A 16,827-nucleotide genomic window follows, 5' to 3' on the forward strand; every position below is an offset into this window, starting at 1 on the left:
ATTTATTTATACTTTTTTAAGACACGGTCATAGGTACAACCTGTATCTGAGCAAAAAAAGGGTATTTTTTTATTTGTCAGAAAGCCAGACAAATAATAAACAAATCAAGCGTATATATTAAGGCAGACAAGGGCGTAAACTCAGCAAGGTAATACAAAGGCTCTGTATTTCAAAAATAAGCGAAGCGCCTTTGTTTATCTTAAAAAAAGCAACATTTTACAGCTCTTCGTTTAGCGTTGCGATTAATTAAAAAATCAATACAAATATTGTGTAAATTTTATTTTTTCTCCAGGCTACAAAAAAAATTAACGCAAAGTTGATGAATAATTAAAGGATTTAAATATAAAATCAGAAAAATCATATAGAAAATTCATGTATTTATTTTTTCACAGCAATAATTTATTTAACATTGCAAAAATAATTTCATGAAAAATTCAAAATTAATTGCAGCAGCTGTTTTGATGCTGTTCTCAGTAACCGCCATCCATGCGCAAAAAAAGAAACCGGCAGGACCTGCCAAATCAGGACCGATAGAAATGCCTAAAGATGCGGAAGTTCAGGTAATGTCCAAAGATGAAAATTTCAAAAGAAGTCTGTCCAGGATTGAAGAGTTTGTGACCTTCAAATATGATGAGGATTATAAAAAAGCGGATGTCTATATTACCGAAAACGGTAAACAGAAATTAATGTACAAAGCCAAATTCAATGATACAGGAGTTGATAAAAAACTGAATGCCAGAATCTACAATTCCAAAGTATACAGTCTGGACGGTAAAACCCTTCTGTTCACCTATGAAACGGAAACTGCCGCTACGAGTTTAATCAAAATCATATACAATTCTCCGGAAAAGAAATCTCTCATCCTTGATTTCTCCAATGTATACGGAAATGACGAATATACTATGGGTAAATCAGACACTTTTAAATACTTCCCTATTTTTGTGTATTATTCAACATTCAATGCTCAGGAAAAATAACCGTTTTACAAAAAAATACGGAAATAAAAATATCTCCAAAGCTTTTGGTTTTGGAGATATTATTTTCAGGCACGTCAAAATGATGTCCGGATTATCTGTAAAAAATTATTTTATCACAGCAGAATACATCAGCTTGGGTAAATAAAGGTATAAACTCAGCAATGTAATGCCAACAGTCAAGATTCTGTATTGAATAAACGATGCAGCTTTGCTGATCTTAAGCTTTAAATAAATGAGTCTTTAAATGCTGTTTAGTTTATTTTTTTTCAATCGTCCGTACTGAAGCTGCCTGTTTCAATGGTTAGAATATACCTTAAAAATTCTACAAAATTTTTATAAACAGGCTGATAGCCGGACTCTAATTCATTGGAAAACCACACTGAATTTTCATTTTCCTGTACAGCGTGGTAGCCATAAAATATGCTTTCCCCGGTGTTATAATCTATAAAATCTGCGAATAAATATACCCCTGTTTTATTCAGCAAAGGAGAGGTCAGAAGACTTGGGTTGAGCCAGTCATCGAAGCCGAAAATACCTACATCAAAGCTGTCACCATAAATATTGCAGCCTCCGTATTCGCTTAAAAAATAATAATAGGCATCATCTTTTATGAACGCGGTGTCTTTCATTATCCCCATCGTTTCTTCGTTCCAAAGATGTTCTGTATTTTCAGCATTTCCTGTTTTAAGTCTGTATTTTACGGCTATATCCTGCATAAGACGGTCTACTTCAGGGATCTTGTTTATCATAGTATTTTTATTTAATCTCACTCCGGATTAAGAAATCCTGCATCAGTTATTTCCGCTTAAATGAAATTGAATCACAATACATCACAAATTCAGGATCGTTCCAGACACGCTCAAGATACATAGTCAGACTCGCTTCAAACTTATCCTCCAACTGGTAATAAGCCATATCCAGCGCCTCCAGATCTGCACCTCTTTTAACTTTATTCAGAATATCCAGCCCCTCAGTAAACCCAATTTCTTTAAAGGCCTGCTTTATTTTTGCATGGGTTATTTTTCCGTATTTTATTTCGTATAAATACATATCGAAACCATTGCTTTTTATCATTCCATCGCCATAAACGGCAACATATATGTTCTTTCCCACAGGGTTACCGTCCAGAATTTCCTGAATGTTTACGGTTCTCAAAATAGGATTATCGTATTCTTCCCGAATAGCTTTATAGAATTCGAGAACTGTATTCATGTTTATTGTCATCATTACTTGCCGTTTATCTGATTATTATCAAAAAATTATAACTCAAACTTAAATGATTCACCTTCTACAAATACCCCTTTTGACTGTACGATCTTAATTTTCTGTTCGGCAGTAAAGCCTAAAGTTTCACCGTTTTTAAACGTTACATTGCTTTTGATGACGTAACCGCAGATTTGACTTAAATAATTATGCAGTTCTCTCAGCTCAAGCGGCGCATTGATAAACTCCATTTCCAGCTTATCAAAAGTTGTTAATCCGTAGGAATAGGCACTATTCCCCTGCTCTCCTCTCCTTATACCAATATAAACCCACAAATCCAGCGGGACCAGATCAGATTTCAGGGCTTCAGCGCTGTCCAGGTACTGCTCTTTTGGAATAAGTAAGGACTGAGTACCCTGATAAATACCAATACAGTTGCTTGTCGCGAGAATGGCGGTAAGAACTTTCGTCAACACTCCAAATCGCTCTTTATGGCTGGTGTTGTTTGACATTACGGTTACCAGAACGTGTGAATTATGGTTCTCCAGATCAGCTGTCGCAGTGGGCCAGTTGTAAGCATATTGTGCCGCTCCCTGAATGTCTCCCCACGGAATCTGTGCAGCTACTGTTGCCAGCACCACCATTTCTCCCTGGACAGAAAAGCTCACTGTTCCTGAAGAACCGTCGATTTCTGTCGCTTCAATACCCCAATCGGATAAAAGGTAAGCGATGACTTTTTCCAGGTCAAAGGTCTCTCCGTTATTAAACATCGGCATAGCCAATAATACATTGCTTTTTGACGGCTGTTCCGTTTTTTCTTTCTTTTTAAAGAATCCCATTGTTTTAAATTGTTTTTTATAGTTAATTGCTTTTTTGAATAATTTTTGCTTTTGGGAGGATTACCGGTATTATCCTTTATGATAATCTTTCATCCAGGTAGGATGCTCCGGCTCGGAAATCCTTAATGTTTCCGCTAATGTTCCGTCTTTTTTTATGATGATGTCTTCTGTGTATACGTTGGATCTTTTGTTATAAATCCATTCGATAACTTCTTCATTTCTTCTTTTTTCAAAATCAAGCTCCCTTGAAGAAATAATTCTTAAATCTCCATTCACGATACCCACACTGACATTAGTGGGGTAAACTTCTGCTCCCATCTCGACATCAGAACCTAAAAAACAGGAAAAAACAACGCTGGAATCCGTATTATATATTCCCGTACCGAATTCAGGATCATCGTATTTCCTGATTAAAAACAGCCTTCTTTTTTTAAGATTGCTTTTTTTGTTATTGAATTTTTTTAAGGTCATATCCAATTCATCTCTAATAGTATTTCTAATCATGTAATAACCCAATTCAGTACCATAGCAATTTTCAAGTTTAGCGACTAAAGATTCCCATTCTTCGTTTGTTATTGAGCTATTATAAAAACCCAACCTAAATTGATATTCCAGTTCTGTAAATTCTGAAATAAACTTTTTAACGTCTTCTAAAGTGTAAATCATGGTTTTTTATGTGTTGTTCTGAAAAAATAAATCTTTCATTAGTTTTTAATAAATGATTTTTATTTCAGAGATATCTGTGATATTAGGCGCGGTAAATGGATTTCGGTGTACAGCTTACAGAAGGAAATAAATGAAGCCTGCTTTTCATGATTTTTAAATATTAATGGGTTATTAGTTTTTTTTATTTTGATTAACTTAAAAATACAGGGTACGCTTTTGCTCTATTCATCCGGATCTCTGTATTTTTGCCTAAATATAGAAAGTTTCATTGAAATACAAGGCAAGTTTTCTGTCTGTATCCTCTTTTCTGCTGCTATCCATTCACGGCTGCTTTCATCATCAATAATTTTATTCTTTTGTATAAGATTAAAATTGCCCGGTGACTATTATACTGTAACTGAAAACCTCCAGCCTTCTTTCATCTCCCGGATCTTCCATTAAAGCTTTTTTATTTTCTAAAAACAAGATTATACGGTCTATCATATAGCCTTTTTAGCTATTTTTACATGATAATATCAACCTATGAGAAAAATTGTATTTGCGGGAGTGCTGGCTCTGGGAGGACTGCTGACTGCAAAAGCACAGTGTAATACTGTATCCGCCATTACAGAAAACTTTGATGCCTGGAAAGACATTAATAAATGCTGGACTGCCCAGCCGGGAAAAGCAATGCTTTATGCCGGTGACAAAAAGATCATATTCTACTCCATGAACAGCCCAAGAGAAGATATGTATCTAGTAACTCCAAAAATTAAAGCGGGAACCTATACCCTGGCCCTGGATGCTTCAGACAACGGAGGAGAAACCACACTGGAAATTTTCACCATAAACAGTACCTCTGATGCGAAATCCTATGTTTCAGTTGTTAAGTCCTCTGAGATTACCGGATCAAAAAAAACATTTACGATTTCTCTTAAAAAAGATGCTCACCTGGGGCTGAAAGTCCTTCTTAACGGAATACATCAGGCCGTTTATATCGATAATCTTTCTTTAACTCCCAAAAAATAAACGGTGCAGGAGGATATTTAAAATTATTTTTCCCGTTCACTGCTCTCCGAAGTCTCCTGACTTCGGAGAAATTATTTCAGATAGAAAAAAATTCATAGTTTTGACGTCTTCACTTAGCAATTTCTTAGTTATAAAGACACAACTTCCATAAAATCCACTTCTATTCAATTAATACCATGAAAAACAACGATGTGATACAGCTTATTCTTTCCCTTAGAAATGAATTTGCAGCCATGCGCTATACCATAGATGATGAGCAGAATAATACCGTTTCCCGTTTCTTTGAAAAAATACAGAATTCCGGAAAATCATTAGAAGGTGATGAAAAGATTCTGTATGATATTCTGAAAGATACTTTTGTGATAGATTATTATAACGTCAGCTTCTGGGGAATGGAAATGACGGATATAAATTCCGGGGACCTGTCGCAGATTGAAACATGGAGTAAGCTTGATTTCAAAAATTATCTTTCTGAGAGTTTCAGAAAAAATGAAGGTAAAGAGCAGGAACTGAGAAAGCTGTCTCTTGAAAAATATAAAGCCCTTTTTAGAGACGATCATAAAGGTATAGCTTATTATAACACTTTGCAGGAATGGTATCTGACGAGAAAAATCCATTTTCTTTCGGATTCGGATTTCTTCACCAAACATGAACTTAAAGAGAATCAAACCGGCATCAATGCCCTTTATGACCGGCTGATCGCTGAAAATAAAGGCAATGTAAAGCTCTATTTCATGCACGAAAAGCTGCTTCACAGCTATTCTTCAACAGATTCGGCAGATAAACCGGAACAATTGCGGGCTCTCCTGGAATCGGATACTGAAGGAGATTATAAAGCATTGATTATGAGTGATATTATGAGTTTTTACAGAAATAATGAAAAATGGGAAGAAGCTCTTGCCATAGCAGATCAGGCAAAAAAGCAGTTTCCGGAATCATCATTTTTAGAAGAAATCCGGTACCGGGCAGACGAGCTTACCAATCCCAGCCTCGGAATCAGTTATGAAGAACAGACACAGAGCAACAGACCGATTCATATAGTGGCGGAACACCGGAATATTTCGGATTTTGTGTTAAGCATTTATGAAGTATCCGGTGATTTTAAGCCCTTCCTGGAGTATACAAAAGATTATTATTCCAAAGGAATTTTTTATGATAAAATAGAGAAAAAGCTGATAAGAAAAGAGCATTACCGGCTGCCTGAGAGTAAAATTTACGAAGAACGGAATACTTCACTGGAAATACAGCCACTCCCTCCCGGCCTTTATATTGCAGAATTTTCTTTACAAGAAAATCCAACCGGCGATACCGGAAAAAATTTCTTTTTTACAGTATCAGATCATAAAATTATTTACAACAGGAAGGGTACAGACAATGTTCCGAGAGAATTCAGACTGGTAAACAGTGAAAACGGAAAACCCGTTCCTGATAAAGATCTTGTTTTTTTCGAACTGATTCAGGATAAGGATCTGGTAAAACTATATGCTAAAACAGATGAAAAAGGTATTTTCAAAATTCCTTCCCGGCATAATCATCTTTACAGGAGCTACCTGATTCATCAGCCGGAGACCAACGATTTCCAGGTGATGAATATCTACGGGCAGGAGGAAACAGAGGATCCTAATGATGAACGTGCCCATAAAACGGCAGCACAGATCTTTACAGACAGAGCCATTTACAGACCGGGGCAGACCCTTTATTTTAAAGTAATCAATACCCGGGCAGACCGGGAAAAGGAATCCACCCTTTCGGGGATACAGCAGAAGATAATTTTATTGGATGCCAATTATCAGGAGATTTCGTCCCGGGAATTCACCACCAGTGAATTTGGTTCTTACAGCGGCAGCTTTATTCTTCCCAAAGGAAAACTCAACGGAACATTTTTTCTGAAAACTGAAGGAGGAGCGGAATCTTACCGTTATTTCAAAGTGGAAGAGTATAAAAGGCCCCGGTTCGAAATCCGTTTTGAACCGGTAAAAGAAGAATATCAATATGGTCAGACCCTTGAATTAAAAGGAAAAGCAGTGATGTTTTCCGGAACTCCCCTGAGTAATGTAACCGTACAATATGAAATTAGTAAGAATAATATCCGCTGGAAATATTTCAGCAGATATTCAAAAGACTGGACTTCCGAAAGCACTGTTTTAGGAGAAGCAACAACCGATGCCCGGGGTGAATTTATCATTCCTTTAACTTTTGAAAAAAACACCTATCTGGAAGGTATCCAGATTGATCGTTTCGAAGTGGAAGCTTCCGTTACAGACATCAACGGAGAAACACAGTCGGCTTCCACCGGTTTAAATGTATCCTCTGTTTCCTATTACCTGAAAGCAGAAGAGATTAAAGACACCTTCAATCATGAAAATCTGAAAATAAAAGTTGAAACAAAAACGTATAACGATCAGCATATTCAAAAAAGTTATCATGTGAGGCTTTCCAGACTAACAGTCCCTGACAGAATTTTAAGAAGTAATTTCAGTAAGGATATTCAGGATCTTCCGCTGTTTTCCGGAGAAGAATTTATCCGTAAGTTTCCACATGATCTCTATGGTGAATCGGAAGACCGGAAAGTTGAGACAGTGATAACCGATCAGGTTCACCAGTCAGCAGAACTGGATCTGGGAAGGCTGGAGGCCGGAAAATACAAACTGGAACTTTACGATATTCAGGAGACGGAAACCATTAAAACCTCACAGTATTTCAATGTCTGGGATAAAAATATATTAACGGAGAACATATTTTTGAATGTAGCAGATCCTGATAAAAGCTATTTAAGAGGTGAAAAAGCGGAGATTTATGTCTATTCTGCCATTCCCGGAGCTCTGGTGAACATTTTTATACAGAACGGCCTGGGAAATACCGTTTCCGAGGTAAAGGAACTGAAAAACGGCGTACTGAAGTATATAGTGGAAATTCCTCAGGATAAGACCATCTCCGCTCTGAATATCCAGTTTCAGATGGTTGCTTATAATGATGTACAGCTGCAGACCGTGAAACTTAAAATAAAAGAAGATGAAAATCCCTTAAGTATTGAAACCACAACTTTCCGCGATCATATAGAACCCGGTTCCAAAGAAAAATGGTCTGTAAAGGTCTCTGGAAAAGACCGGGAAAAAATAAATGCTGAGGTTCTGGCCGGAATGTACGACAGGTCTCTGGATCAGTTTGCTGCCAATACTTTCACATGGGAAAAACTGGATCTCCAACGTTATCCGGCTGCATCCTATGACATAAGGCAGAACCTTGATTCGAAATTTGCATATAAAGCCCTGCCTTACGTCAGCAAGCTTTCCATACGCCTTCCCTACTTCAACTGGTATGATGGTGATTTACCCGGTCATATTACCTTTCTTGGGGGAAGTGCATCTTCAGGGGACGGAATGGTCCTAAATGAAATTGCGACGCCGGGAATACATAAAAAAATAGCCGGAGGATCTTCTGAAAAAGAAAGAGGTGTTTCAGCAGGAAGCCGTAATAAAAACACAGAAACAATTCCTGTCCGCCAGAATTTAAATGAAACCGCATTTTTCTATCCGGATCTGAAAACCGATTCCGAAGGAAATATCAGCTTCGAATTCACATCCCCTGAGGCACTCACCCAATGGAAACTGATGATCTTGGCCCATACCCGGGATGCGAGGGCAGCCACGCTGGAAAAAGAAGTGATAACCCGCAAAGAATTTTCAGTAACTCCCAACTACCCGAGATTTTTAAGAGAAGGGGACGAATTGAATTTTCTATCGAAACTATCCAATCTCACAGACAGAAAATTAAACGGTTACGCAGAATTACAGATTCTTGATGCATTCACCCATGAAGATATCTCAGCTCAGTTCGGACTTGATGTTCTGACTGCTGTTTCGGGTTATAATAAAGAACAGGCATTTTCTTTGAATGAAAACGGAAACTCCGTGGTGGCGTGGAAATTAAAAGTTCCGGAACACGTTTCCTCCGTTATTATAAAAGTTGTTGCAAAAGCCGGACAGTATTCTGACGGTGAGCAGAAAGCCCTGGCTGTTATCCCCAACAGGATCCTGGTCACAGATTCCATTCCGATTTTTGTAAAAGAAGGCGAAACCCGGACTTTTGTTCTGGATAATCTTGAAAATGCTGCTTCAGCAACTATTTCCAATGTTTCAAATACTTTGGAACTGACGACCAACCCGATCTGGGAAATCATGTTTGCCTTTCCGGGGCTGAAGAACGATCAGAATAATTCGGCAGATGTGATCTTCAATAAATGGTTTGCAGATGTGCTTGCCTCTGAAATTTTTAAGTCCGATCCGGGAATGAAAAATGTTTTTGAGGCCTATCAGGAAAAAGGACTGCTCAGTTCAGATCTTGAAAATAACATGGAACTGAAACAACTGCTTCTGGAAGAAACGCCCTGGGTTCTGGAAAGTAAGAATGAAGACGAACAGATGCATAAATTAGCCTTATTATGGGATGCAGATACCATGAAGAACTCGATCAGTCAGGGTTGGGAAGATCTGAGAAAACGGCAGAATTCCGATGGCGGATTCTCATGGTATCAGGGAAGCCCAAGTTCTTATTCCATATCACTGTATATTCTGAGAAATTTAGGAAAGATCAGTACATGGCTAAAAGATAAGTGGAAAGATGAACAACATCCGGAACAGGAAATACTGATTGAAAATCTGATCGGATATGCAGACCGTGAAATCAGCAGATATTCTGATATACAACAGGAAAATATCTGGAGCAACCGGGTCATTGACTATCTTGATACCCGGAACTATTGGGAAAAACAATACCCGCTGGAAGGAAACGGAGCAGTACTGAAAGCATTGATAAAACAAAAAACGAAAGATATAAAAATAACAGATCTCACATTTTTTGGAGTGCACAGACTTGCTCTGCTGATGAATGATTACGGTTTAAAGGATGTTTCAGATCGATTAATAAATTACCTGAAAGAAACTTCCGTCGCGTCGAAAACCCAGGGAATTTACTGGAAGCAGAATCTTAACGACTGGGGATGGTTCAGTTCAAAAATAATCAACCATGCCGGGGTACTGGAAGCCTTCAATACTTTAAGACCCGATGATGAGAAATTTATTGAAGATCTGAAGATATGGCTGATCACGCAAAAAGAAGTCAATTCGTGGGGAAGCTCACGAGGAACCGCAGAAGTGATCTTTACCCTCCTGAATTCAGGAAAATCATGGGCAGAAACAGAAAGCAATGGTCCGCAGGATGATCAAACCGTCATTGTCTGGGGCGGAAAAGAACCGGAAGCCCGGACCCAGGTTATAGGGTATGTAAAATCAATAGTGAAAACTGATATCTTAGATAAAAAATTGGCCACTGCAACCATTACAAAAAACGGTCCCGGAATGGCTCAGGGAGGACTATTCTGGCAGTATTATGAAGATGCCGATGCCGTAAAATCTTCAGAAAACTATATCTCGATAACCCGGGAACTGTACAAAAAGATAAAAACCGAAAACGGAGCAGAACTTCAGGAAATCACCAGTGAAGCTCCTCTAAAAGCCGGAGATAAAGTAACGGTCAGAATGATCCTCAATACCGACCGTCCTATGGAATTCATCCGGATCAGGGACATGAGAGCAGCCGGGTTTGAGCCTGTTGATGTGCTTTCAGGCTATCAGTGGAAAAATAATCTGGGATACTATCAGTCTACCGGAGACACCTCCACCAATTTCTATATTCAATACATGCCAAAAGGGAAATACGTGTTTGAATATGATCTTATCGCCAATGTTTCAGGGACGTTCTCAAACGGGATCACCACGATGCAGAACTACTATGCCCCACAGATGAATGCCCATACGAAAGGCGGGAAAGTGGAAATAAACTGACACATTTATCATACAGACCTTAAAGCCGGTATCTGAAGATTTCCTTCTTCCATACCGGTTTTTTATTTTTATACTACAAGACCTGGCTCCATCCCGGTAAAGCATACATTCGGCTATTATTGAGGTTTCATCAGGGCGGAAAGCCGGCTATTACAGCTTTCATAAAGTGATACGCATCAATTAGGTATAAATACTTACCCCGTAATTCCGGTATTTTCACTTACAGGAGTATTATTTTATTTCCCTTACTTTGAATTGTTGTCTGATAAGCATTGCAAATACGATGAATAAGGGTGAATTCAGCAAAGTTAAAGTCTGAATAAAGGAGAAAAATCAATCAGAAACAGATTTCAGGCTATCCTAAAGTATATCAGATCACAGCATAAGACAGAACAGATTTAGAAATAAAAGACTACTGTTTTGTATGAGATCCTTATCCGAAATAACATTACACTTTTAAATATATTTTACAACCTTAAAAACCTATAATTATGTCATCACAAAATCCAGTAATCAACCAAAACGGAAGTGCCAGCATCAAATCAGGTCAATACTGTACCTGGAATACAGCAAACGGTTCTTCTTCAACGCTTAACATTGCCAATGCCAGCCGTGCCAACAATCTGGTTATCGCTGTTACCGGAGCTCCTTCTACCGGCCTTATTGTGCAGGTAAACGGAGCTATACAGCCAAGTGTGGACAACATCTGGACGTTACCTCCCAACTCGCCTTCAATGGTGGTTATTGCTACGGGTAATTTCGGAGGTTCAACGGTTACTATTACCAACATTACCAACGCTCAAAATGATGCTGAGGCAGCTATTCAGTGTCAAACTACATCGTAGGCACAGCAGCAAATCTTACGTACTGCTCTTTTTATTGCTTATTCTTGGCCATACCCTGGCAATGGGTCAGGGGCTGGCCAGGTCTAAAGCAGATACCCTATCGCTTTCCCGTTTTGAATTTACACAGAAAATAACCAATAACGGAAGCGACTGTATCTGTTCGATCACCAATACCAGTCAGGCTAATATAGCCATGATCACGTTAACCGGTGCACCCGATACCAATACGGTCCTGCTAAACAATATGGCAGCCTTTAACGGTATCCATTTTTTACCTCCCGGCCAGCAGGTAATTGCTGTCGGTAATTTTGCGGGCAGGAAAATCACCGTATTAAATCTGTCGCTTATGGAGGTTGTAATTGTTGTTATGCTGCTCTGCCCTGGTTAAGTATTTACTTTATTCCATCTTAAGAACCAATAATTATTCTTATGGCACCATCTGAAACAGAGATCATATTCAGCAATGAAAATTCGGGAAACCCCTCACTCTATATATATAGCCAGACAGAACAGCACTGGACCGCTTTATTGCTTCCTGACGGATCTTCTTATACCGATCCTCTCATCAGCCTGCAGACAGCCTCTCAGCAGCAGGTATATTTCCTGTTTGCTAAAAAAGCACCCAATGATGCCAGTAACTTTATCAAAATCTACCGGCCTTATCTGCTTAAATTCCGGCAAAATGTAAATGCCAATCTCACCACAGCATGGTTAAACGATCCGGATAAAACACCCGACTCAGAAAATACAACCGTCCTCAACTTTGTGCAGTATAGCGTAAACAGATCTTTTGTGGTAGGACAGCCGTTTAATGTAACGATCGGCAGCGGCTTTGGTACACTTACCATCCAGAACAATACCGAAATGGCACTCCGGCCGGACAAAGCCCCCAATTCTTTGCAGCTTACCTGGACCTCCGGAAGCCCCAACATGAGCTTTGCCAATAAAAACCTGGGCACCAACTCTATTTTCAGAAGCGATATTACCATTCCTTTCAGTGGCCCCGGTACAGGCTCGCTCCGTTTTTCACTGGGTCTGAATATGAACCTGGATTTTAAAGGATATGGGCTGCAGAACAACTATTATTATCCTAAAGGCGAAACATTCTCTTATTTTGCCTATCCTATTCTAAAATCCGGTGACAGCAACGATTTTCTTATTACCCAGACTCAGATCGATCTGCTGGACGTAGCCAATAGCAGCGGCCTGAATACCTATTTTGCCATTACAGGCCAGATCTACAATTTAAATACCGGTAAGACAAGAGCTGCCGGCCTGCCCAGCTATTACGCTATCAACACAGGCTATCCATTAACCCTATGGCCTGCTGTGGACATGGTAAACTCAGGAGCGTCTGTCAACAGTCTTTTTCCGGCAGACCATAGTGCACGCTTTGTTATATCCCCACAGGATGCTGCCGGTAGCCAGCCCTACTACCTGGCCCCGGAGGGAGACTTTTACCTCGATCCCGGTGCTTCACAGGCAGCCTTTGCCGATGAAAACGGGCAATACAGCTTACTGCCGGGTCTCTCCGGCACAGAAGTGATTACATTTACTCCCTATAAAAACAACTCCGGTACCATCACCGGCGACACCATACGTTTTAAATCAAAACAGGCAGCTTTTGCAGCTAATTTTCCGGGTCAGGAAGTATCTCTTGCCAATCCCGGTACGGATAAGCCTGTACTCGACAGCACTTATCTCACCGCCTGGGCCAATATCGTATCCCCTGCCCCCGGCAATGTACAATATGCTTCACAGCCCCAGGGCGCATCTTTATATGCCAAAGATCACGGTGTGGCATCGCCGGGCAATACGGTCACAGGATTTCTCGGCTTTTATGAACCTTCAGTAGACATGCCGCAGACCAATGGTTTTGCTATCCCCATAACGCCTTATCTCGGCGTAAATCCTATTCCCCCGCCCGATGCTAAAGATATCGGGATATTTGAGTCCAAAGTACTGAGTGCTGAAAGAAAGGCATTGATCACAGCTGCCTTTACCACTCCAAACAGCAGTAAAAACAAGGCCGGAAGGATAACCGCAAAAACAGGAACGTCAGCCTATACCTCTTCCACCACTCCACAGGGTATGATTGCCAATGTGAATAATGATGGTACCTGGAGTTTGCTGAACCTGGCCCAGAATACCGTCAGCAGCAACCTGTCTGAGTATGAGTACCTTAATCCCACAGGACAGGCTCCGGCAACACCTCCGCAGTATCAGCTCAGTTTTATAAACCTGATGCCTCAGATGCAGAGCGCCTTTCTCACCAATCAGCAGTTTCTGGTGATGACCAATAATCAGTATCTGGGTGATTTGTTTTCAATGATGGATACATCCGGCGGCGGTTTCAGCAGCCAGCCTGTATTCAATAATAAAATATCCATAGAAGACTGGCCGTTTGATCTGAATGTGGGCATCGGCAACACCTATGCCGACTATAATAATGTTTTAATTTTTAAGTTCTGTAAAGGCTCCATTATCGACCGGGTGAAAAACCCTAAAGAATGGACGCAGGCCGCTGCATTTAATATTGACAGAAGCAATACCGATCCCGCTGCAGCTTACAATCAGCTGGTAGCTGTGTCTTCCTGGCTACAGGATTATCTGGAGACAGCCGAAAAAGCTTATCAAACAGCATTATCCAATCCCGCCTCAGACCAGTTGAAATATTATGAAAAGTTCCATTCCATCATTAATGATCCCGACTGGAACGGTGTTCTGGCTTTGAAGGCAACCATCGATTTACAGGAATTTCCTCAGCAGTTAAAAGGATTGATCAGTGGTATCAATCTCAAAAACTTTTATGCACACCATTTCGGAATAGAAGTAAACCGGGTGGATGCCAGTGGAGTGATCACTATGGATCCCGTCAGTTCCCTGTTCGGACTCATCAATTATGTTGACCCTGCCTATGCCCAGCAGATATCACAGGGACTGAATCCCAATAAACCGGTACAGCCTGCAGCAGGAGCCACTTATGATTTTAAAGTATTATTTCTTCAGGTACTGTTTGAAAACACCGCCATCAAGGATTTTGCCAGTAAATTACAACTGACCATGAATAACCTGTTCTCTGATAAGGTGACCGGTACCAACAATCCGTATGGTTCCGGCAGTTTAAATACAGTGGTTCTGAACGGCACTTACCAGGACCATAATGGCACACCGGTATATGTATTTGATAACAAAGATGATAACCTGTTTTTCTTCGACAGTAATCTGCTGACCAATGTGGAAATCACCAAAGTACAGTTCAATACCCTTACTACCAATCCCGCAGCACTCGATATACAATCCAGATTTACCATGTGGGGCTACCTGAATTTCAGCACAATGAAGGCCACGGCAGCTGATGAAAACGGAACGGAGTATCCGCTGGATGCTTTTTCTTTTGGTATAGCAATGAATGACAATACACTGCAGCGAGGTCTCAATTACAGTAACCTGTATGTAAATATGGATTTTAACCTTGATACTCCAACGGTGACCCACTTTACTTTTGATGCTTCGCAGCTTGCATTCAATTCATCGCAAAGCAATGCCAGAAACGGCAGTCTTTATCCCAACTTTGCCCTTCAGATCAATAAACTGCTGAGCGGCAATGACGAATCCGCACCATCGGGTCAGGGCTATTTAAAGCTAGCCTTACCCGGCATCAATGCCACCGGACTTTCAGGCAATTGGTATGGACTGCAGATGACCCTCAATATGGGTTCTCCCGGAGAACTGGCCGGCAGCGCAGGTTTTAACGCCAGCCTGCTCATAGCCTGGAGTCCAGGCTCCAAAACTGCTGACCCCGGCTATAATGCCTTTGTGGGTATCAGACTTCCCGGCACTGCCAGCAATGCCAAACTGCTGAGCATACAGGGGGTACTGAAGCTCACGATCGATAAGCTGAGCCTGCAGTATGTGGTGGATCAGCAGTCTTATCTGCTTACCTTATCCAATATTGCCCTGAAATTATTGGGTATATTGAAGCTACCGCCAGGCGGCAATACCAATTTTCTTCTCTTTGGTAACCCCAATCCCGGAGCCACAGCTAAAAGTCTGGGCTGGTATGCCGCTTATAACAAAAATGTATAACCATTGCTGAAAGCATAAAAACACATCTCTCATGACCCGCATCTTATACTGGAATATACAACAGTTTGGAATCAACAAAATAAATGAACCCAGCAAAAAGAGAGCATGGGACGGAACCTCTATTCCCACCTTCAAGTCGGTTTACAGAAAACAGGTGATCCAAACGACACTCGCTCAAAATAAACCTGATATTTTTGTGGTGGTAGAAACATCCACAGGAGCCGGAGCTCCCGGTACACTGATAACAGGCGGTGGCAGAGATGGCAGTCTTTTCCTTCTGGAACAATTAAGAAACTGGTTTCCTGCTGATAACTGGCAACTTGTTCCTCCGCTCAGACTGGGGCTGGGAAATGTACAGGAAGGTATTTCTGTATTTTATAACCACTCCCGCGTGCAGTTTACCGGCCCATGGGGCTGGCAGGGGGGAATTCATCCTTCCAATTCAGTGGCCAATATCGGAGCAATGAATCTGACGGACTATGCACATCCTTGGGATAATGCATTACCGGACGGTGAGACTCCTGGAGGAGGTAACCTGATCAACCCCGATGTACCTTACCGGCAACTGGCTGGTCAATGGCTGTTTCACGATCCTGCAGGAGGAATATTAGGTTTTCCCAATGCTTTTAACAGAACACCTTTTTTAACTACATTCTGGGATCCGGCAGGTGCCGGAAGAACCATTAAATTATTATCTTTTCACGCTTCACCCAAAAAACAACAGGCTGCAGACGGCACCAACCAGCTTTCCCACATTCTGGAAATGACAGCTAATCTTGCCGCCAATGAGGTGGGAGTAATAGTCGGTGACTTCAATGTAGATCTGTTTAATACCCATTTTGAACCGATTGCCTACAACAATTTACTGGCAGGTGGCGCAGGATATATCCGCCAGATCAATCCTACCGCCAATACATGGCCCAATAAAGGCTATGTATGTACCACGCTGAGATCTCACAAACATGCCAAACCCTGGGCAACAAACGGATATCCCGGTTATGAGATCGTGATTCCGAATACTTTCTCAAGTATAGATAATATCCTGACCCTGTATGGAGCAACAGCCGGTGGCCCCGCAGCCAATATCACGATTGTAAACAGAGTAACCGGAACGCCATACAACCGGACTGCCCCCCCGGTAGGGGGGGCTCCTGCCGGCAGCCTGACCTATAACTCAGCCATGGCTTTAAATGCTTTGGGAATTCCGGCTGCCTTACAGCTTCCACCGGCGGGCCCAAACGGACAGGGTGGTTTTGCTCCCGGCAGTATAGGAGCTCTGACCGCCTTTGCAGGTTGGAACAATTACAGAAGGATCAAAAGCACCAGTGATCATATGGGGCTGATTGTAGAGGTTTAA

The 16,827-nt window shown here is 41.0% G+C and carries 11 protein-coding genes; 7 read left to right on the forward strand and 4 right to left on the reverse strand.

Annotated elements, in window-relative coordinates:
* Positions 1 to 425 precede the first annotated feature (425 nt).
* Positions 426 to 977, forward strand: coding sequence for a hypothetical protein (locus AC106S_RS04480; protein WP_482437936.1), 552 nt, complete (start codon positions 426 to 428; stop codon positions 975 to 977).
* Between the two features lie 266 nt (positions 978 to 1,243).
* Here AC106S_RS04480 and AC106S_RS04485 read toward each other — a convergent pair whose 3' ends face one another.
* From AC106S_RS04485 to AC106S_RS04500, 4 genes are all read right to left on the reverse strand, one after another.
* The gene (locus tag AC106S_RS04485; protein ID WP_482437937.1) at positions 1,244 to 1,726 is read right to left on the reverse strand and encodes a hypothetical protein; all 483 of its coding nucleotides are present in this window, start codon (positions 1,724 to 1,726) and stop codon (positions 1,244 to 1,246) included.
* A gap of 46 nt (positions 1,727 to 1,772) precedes the next feature.
* A complete protein-coding gene (locus AC106S_RS04490) occupies positions 1,773 to 2,204 on the reverse strand; it encodes a DMP19 family protein (RefSeq protein ID WP_482437938.1) in 432 nt (143 codons plus the stop codon).
* A gap of 32 nt (positions 2,205 to 2,236) precedes the next feature.
* A complete protein-coding gene (locus AC106S_RS04495) occupies positions 2,237 to 3,019 on the reverse strand; it encodes a DUF4261 domain-containing protein (protein WP_482437939.1) in 783 nt (260 codons plus the stop codon).
* A gap of 69 nt (positions 3,020 to 3,088) precedes the next feature.
* The gene (locus tag AC106S_RS04500; RefSeq protein WP_482437940.1) at positions 3,089 to 3,685 is read right to left on the reverse strand and encodes a hypothetical protein; all 597 of its coding nucleotides are present in this window, start codon (positions 3,683 to 3,685) and stop codon (positions 3,089 to 3,091) included.
* 522 nt (positions 3,686 to 4,207) lie between these two features.
* On the opposite strand from AC106S_RS04500, the gene AC106S_RS04505 reads away from it, so the two are divergent.
* From AC106S_RS04505 to AC106S_RS04530, 6 genes are all read left to right on the forward strand, one after another.
* On the forward strand, positions 4,208 to 4,693 hold the full coding sequence (locus AC106S_RS04505; protein ID WP_482437941.1) for a hypothetical protein: 486 nt from the start codon (positions 4,208 to 4,210) through the stop codon (positions 4,691 to 4,693).
* Between the two features lie 176 nt (positions 4,694 to 4,869).
* On the forward strand, positions 4,870 to 10,536 hold the full coding sequence (locus AC106S_RS04510; RefSeq protein WP_482437942.1) for an alpha-2-macroglobulin family protein: 5,667 nt from the start codon (positions 4,870 to 4,872) through the stop codon (positions 10,534 to 10,536).
* A 491-nt stretch (positions 10,537 to 11,027) separates the two neighbouring features.
* Complete coding sequence (locus AC106S_RS04515) at positions 11,028 to 11,381, forward strand: hypothetical protein (RefSeq protein ID WP_482437943.1); 354 nt, start codon at positions 11,028 to 11,030, stop codon at positions 11,379 to 11,381.
* Positions 11,382 to 11,415: 34 nt separating this feature from the next.
* A complete protein-coding gene (locus AC106S_RS04520; protein ID WP_482437944.1) occupies positions 11,416 to 11,769 on the forward strand; it encodes a hypothetical protein in 354 nt (117 codons plus the stop codon).
* Positions 11,770 to 11,810: 41 nt separating this feature from the next.
* Entirely contained in the window at positions 11,811 to 15,470 is a 3,660-nt protein-coding gene (locus AC106S_RS04525) for a hypothetical protein (protein WP_482437945.1), read from the forward strand.
* 31 nt (positions 15,471 to 15,501) lie between these two features.
* Positions 15,502 to 16,827 (forward strand): hypothetical protein, encoded by a 1,326-nt coding sequence (locus tag AC106S_RS04530; protein ID WP_482437946.1) that lies wholly within the window; start codon positions 15,502 to 15,504, stop codon positions 16,825 to 16,827.

The organism is Chryseobacterium sp. FR054 (assembly GCF_056844565.1).

Excerpts from the sequence above, each read along its gene's own strand:
- AC106S_RS04480 (WP_482437936.1), top strand. The coding sequence starts at position 426 with ATGAAAAATTCAAAATTAATTGCAGCAGCTGTTTTGATGCTGTTCTCA.
- AC106S_RS04485 (WP_482437937.1), bottom strand. The coding sequence starts at position 1,726 with ATGATAAACAAGATCCCTGAAGTAGACCGTCTTATGCAGGATATAGCC.
- AC106S_RS04490 (WP_482437938.1), bottom strand. The coding sequence starts at position 2,204 with ATGATGACAATAAACATGAATACAGTTCTCGAATTCTATAAAGCTATT.
- AC106S_RS04495 (WP_482437939.1), bottom strand. The coding sequence starts at position 3,019 with ATGGGATTCTTTAAAAAGAAAGAAAAAACGGAACAGCCGTCAAAAAGC.
- AC106S_RS04500 (WP_482437940.1), bottom strand. The coding sequence starts at position 3,685 with ATGATTTACACTTTAGAAGACGTTAAAAAGTTTATTTCAGAATTTACA.
- AC106S_RS04505 (WP_482437941.1), top strand. The coding sequence starts at position 4,208 with ATGAGAAAAATTGTATTTGCGGGAGTGCTGGCTCTGGGAGGACTGCTG.
- AC106S_RS04510 (WP_482437942.1), top strand. The coding sequence starts at position 4,870 with ATGAAAAACAACGATGTGATACAGCTTATTCTTTCCCTTAGAAATGAA.
- AC106S_RS04515 (WP_482437943.1), top strand. The coding sequence starts at position 11,028 with ATGTCATCACAAAATCCAGTAATCAACCAAAACGGAAGTGCCAGCATC.
- AC106S_RS04525 (WP_482437945.1), top strand. The coding sequence starts at position 11,811 with ATGGCACCATCTGAAACAGAGATCATATTCAGCAATGAAAATTCGGGA.
- AC106S_RS04530 (WP_482437946.1), top strand. The coding sequence starts at position 15,502 with ATGACCCGCATCTTATACTGGAATATACAACAGTTTGGAATCAACAAA.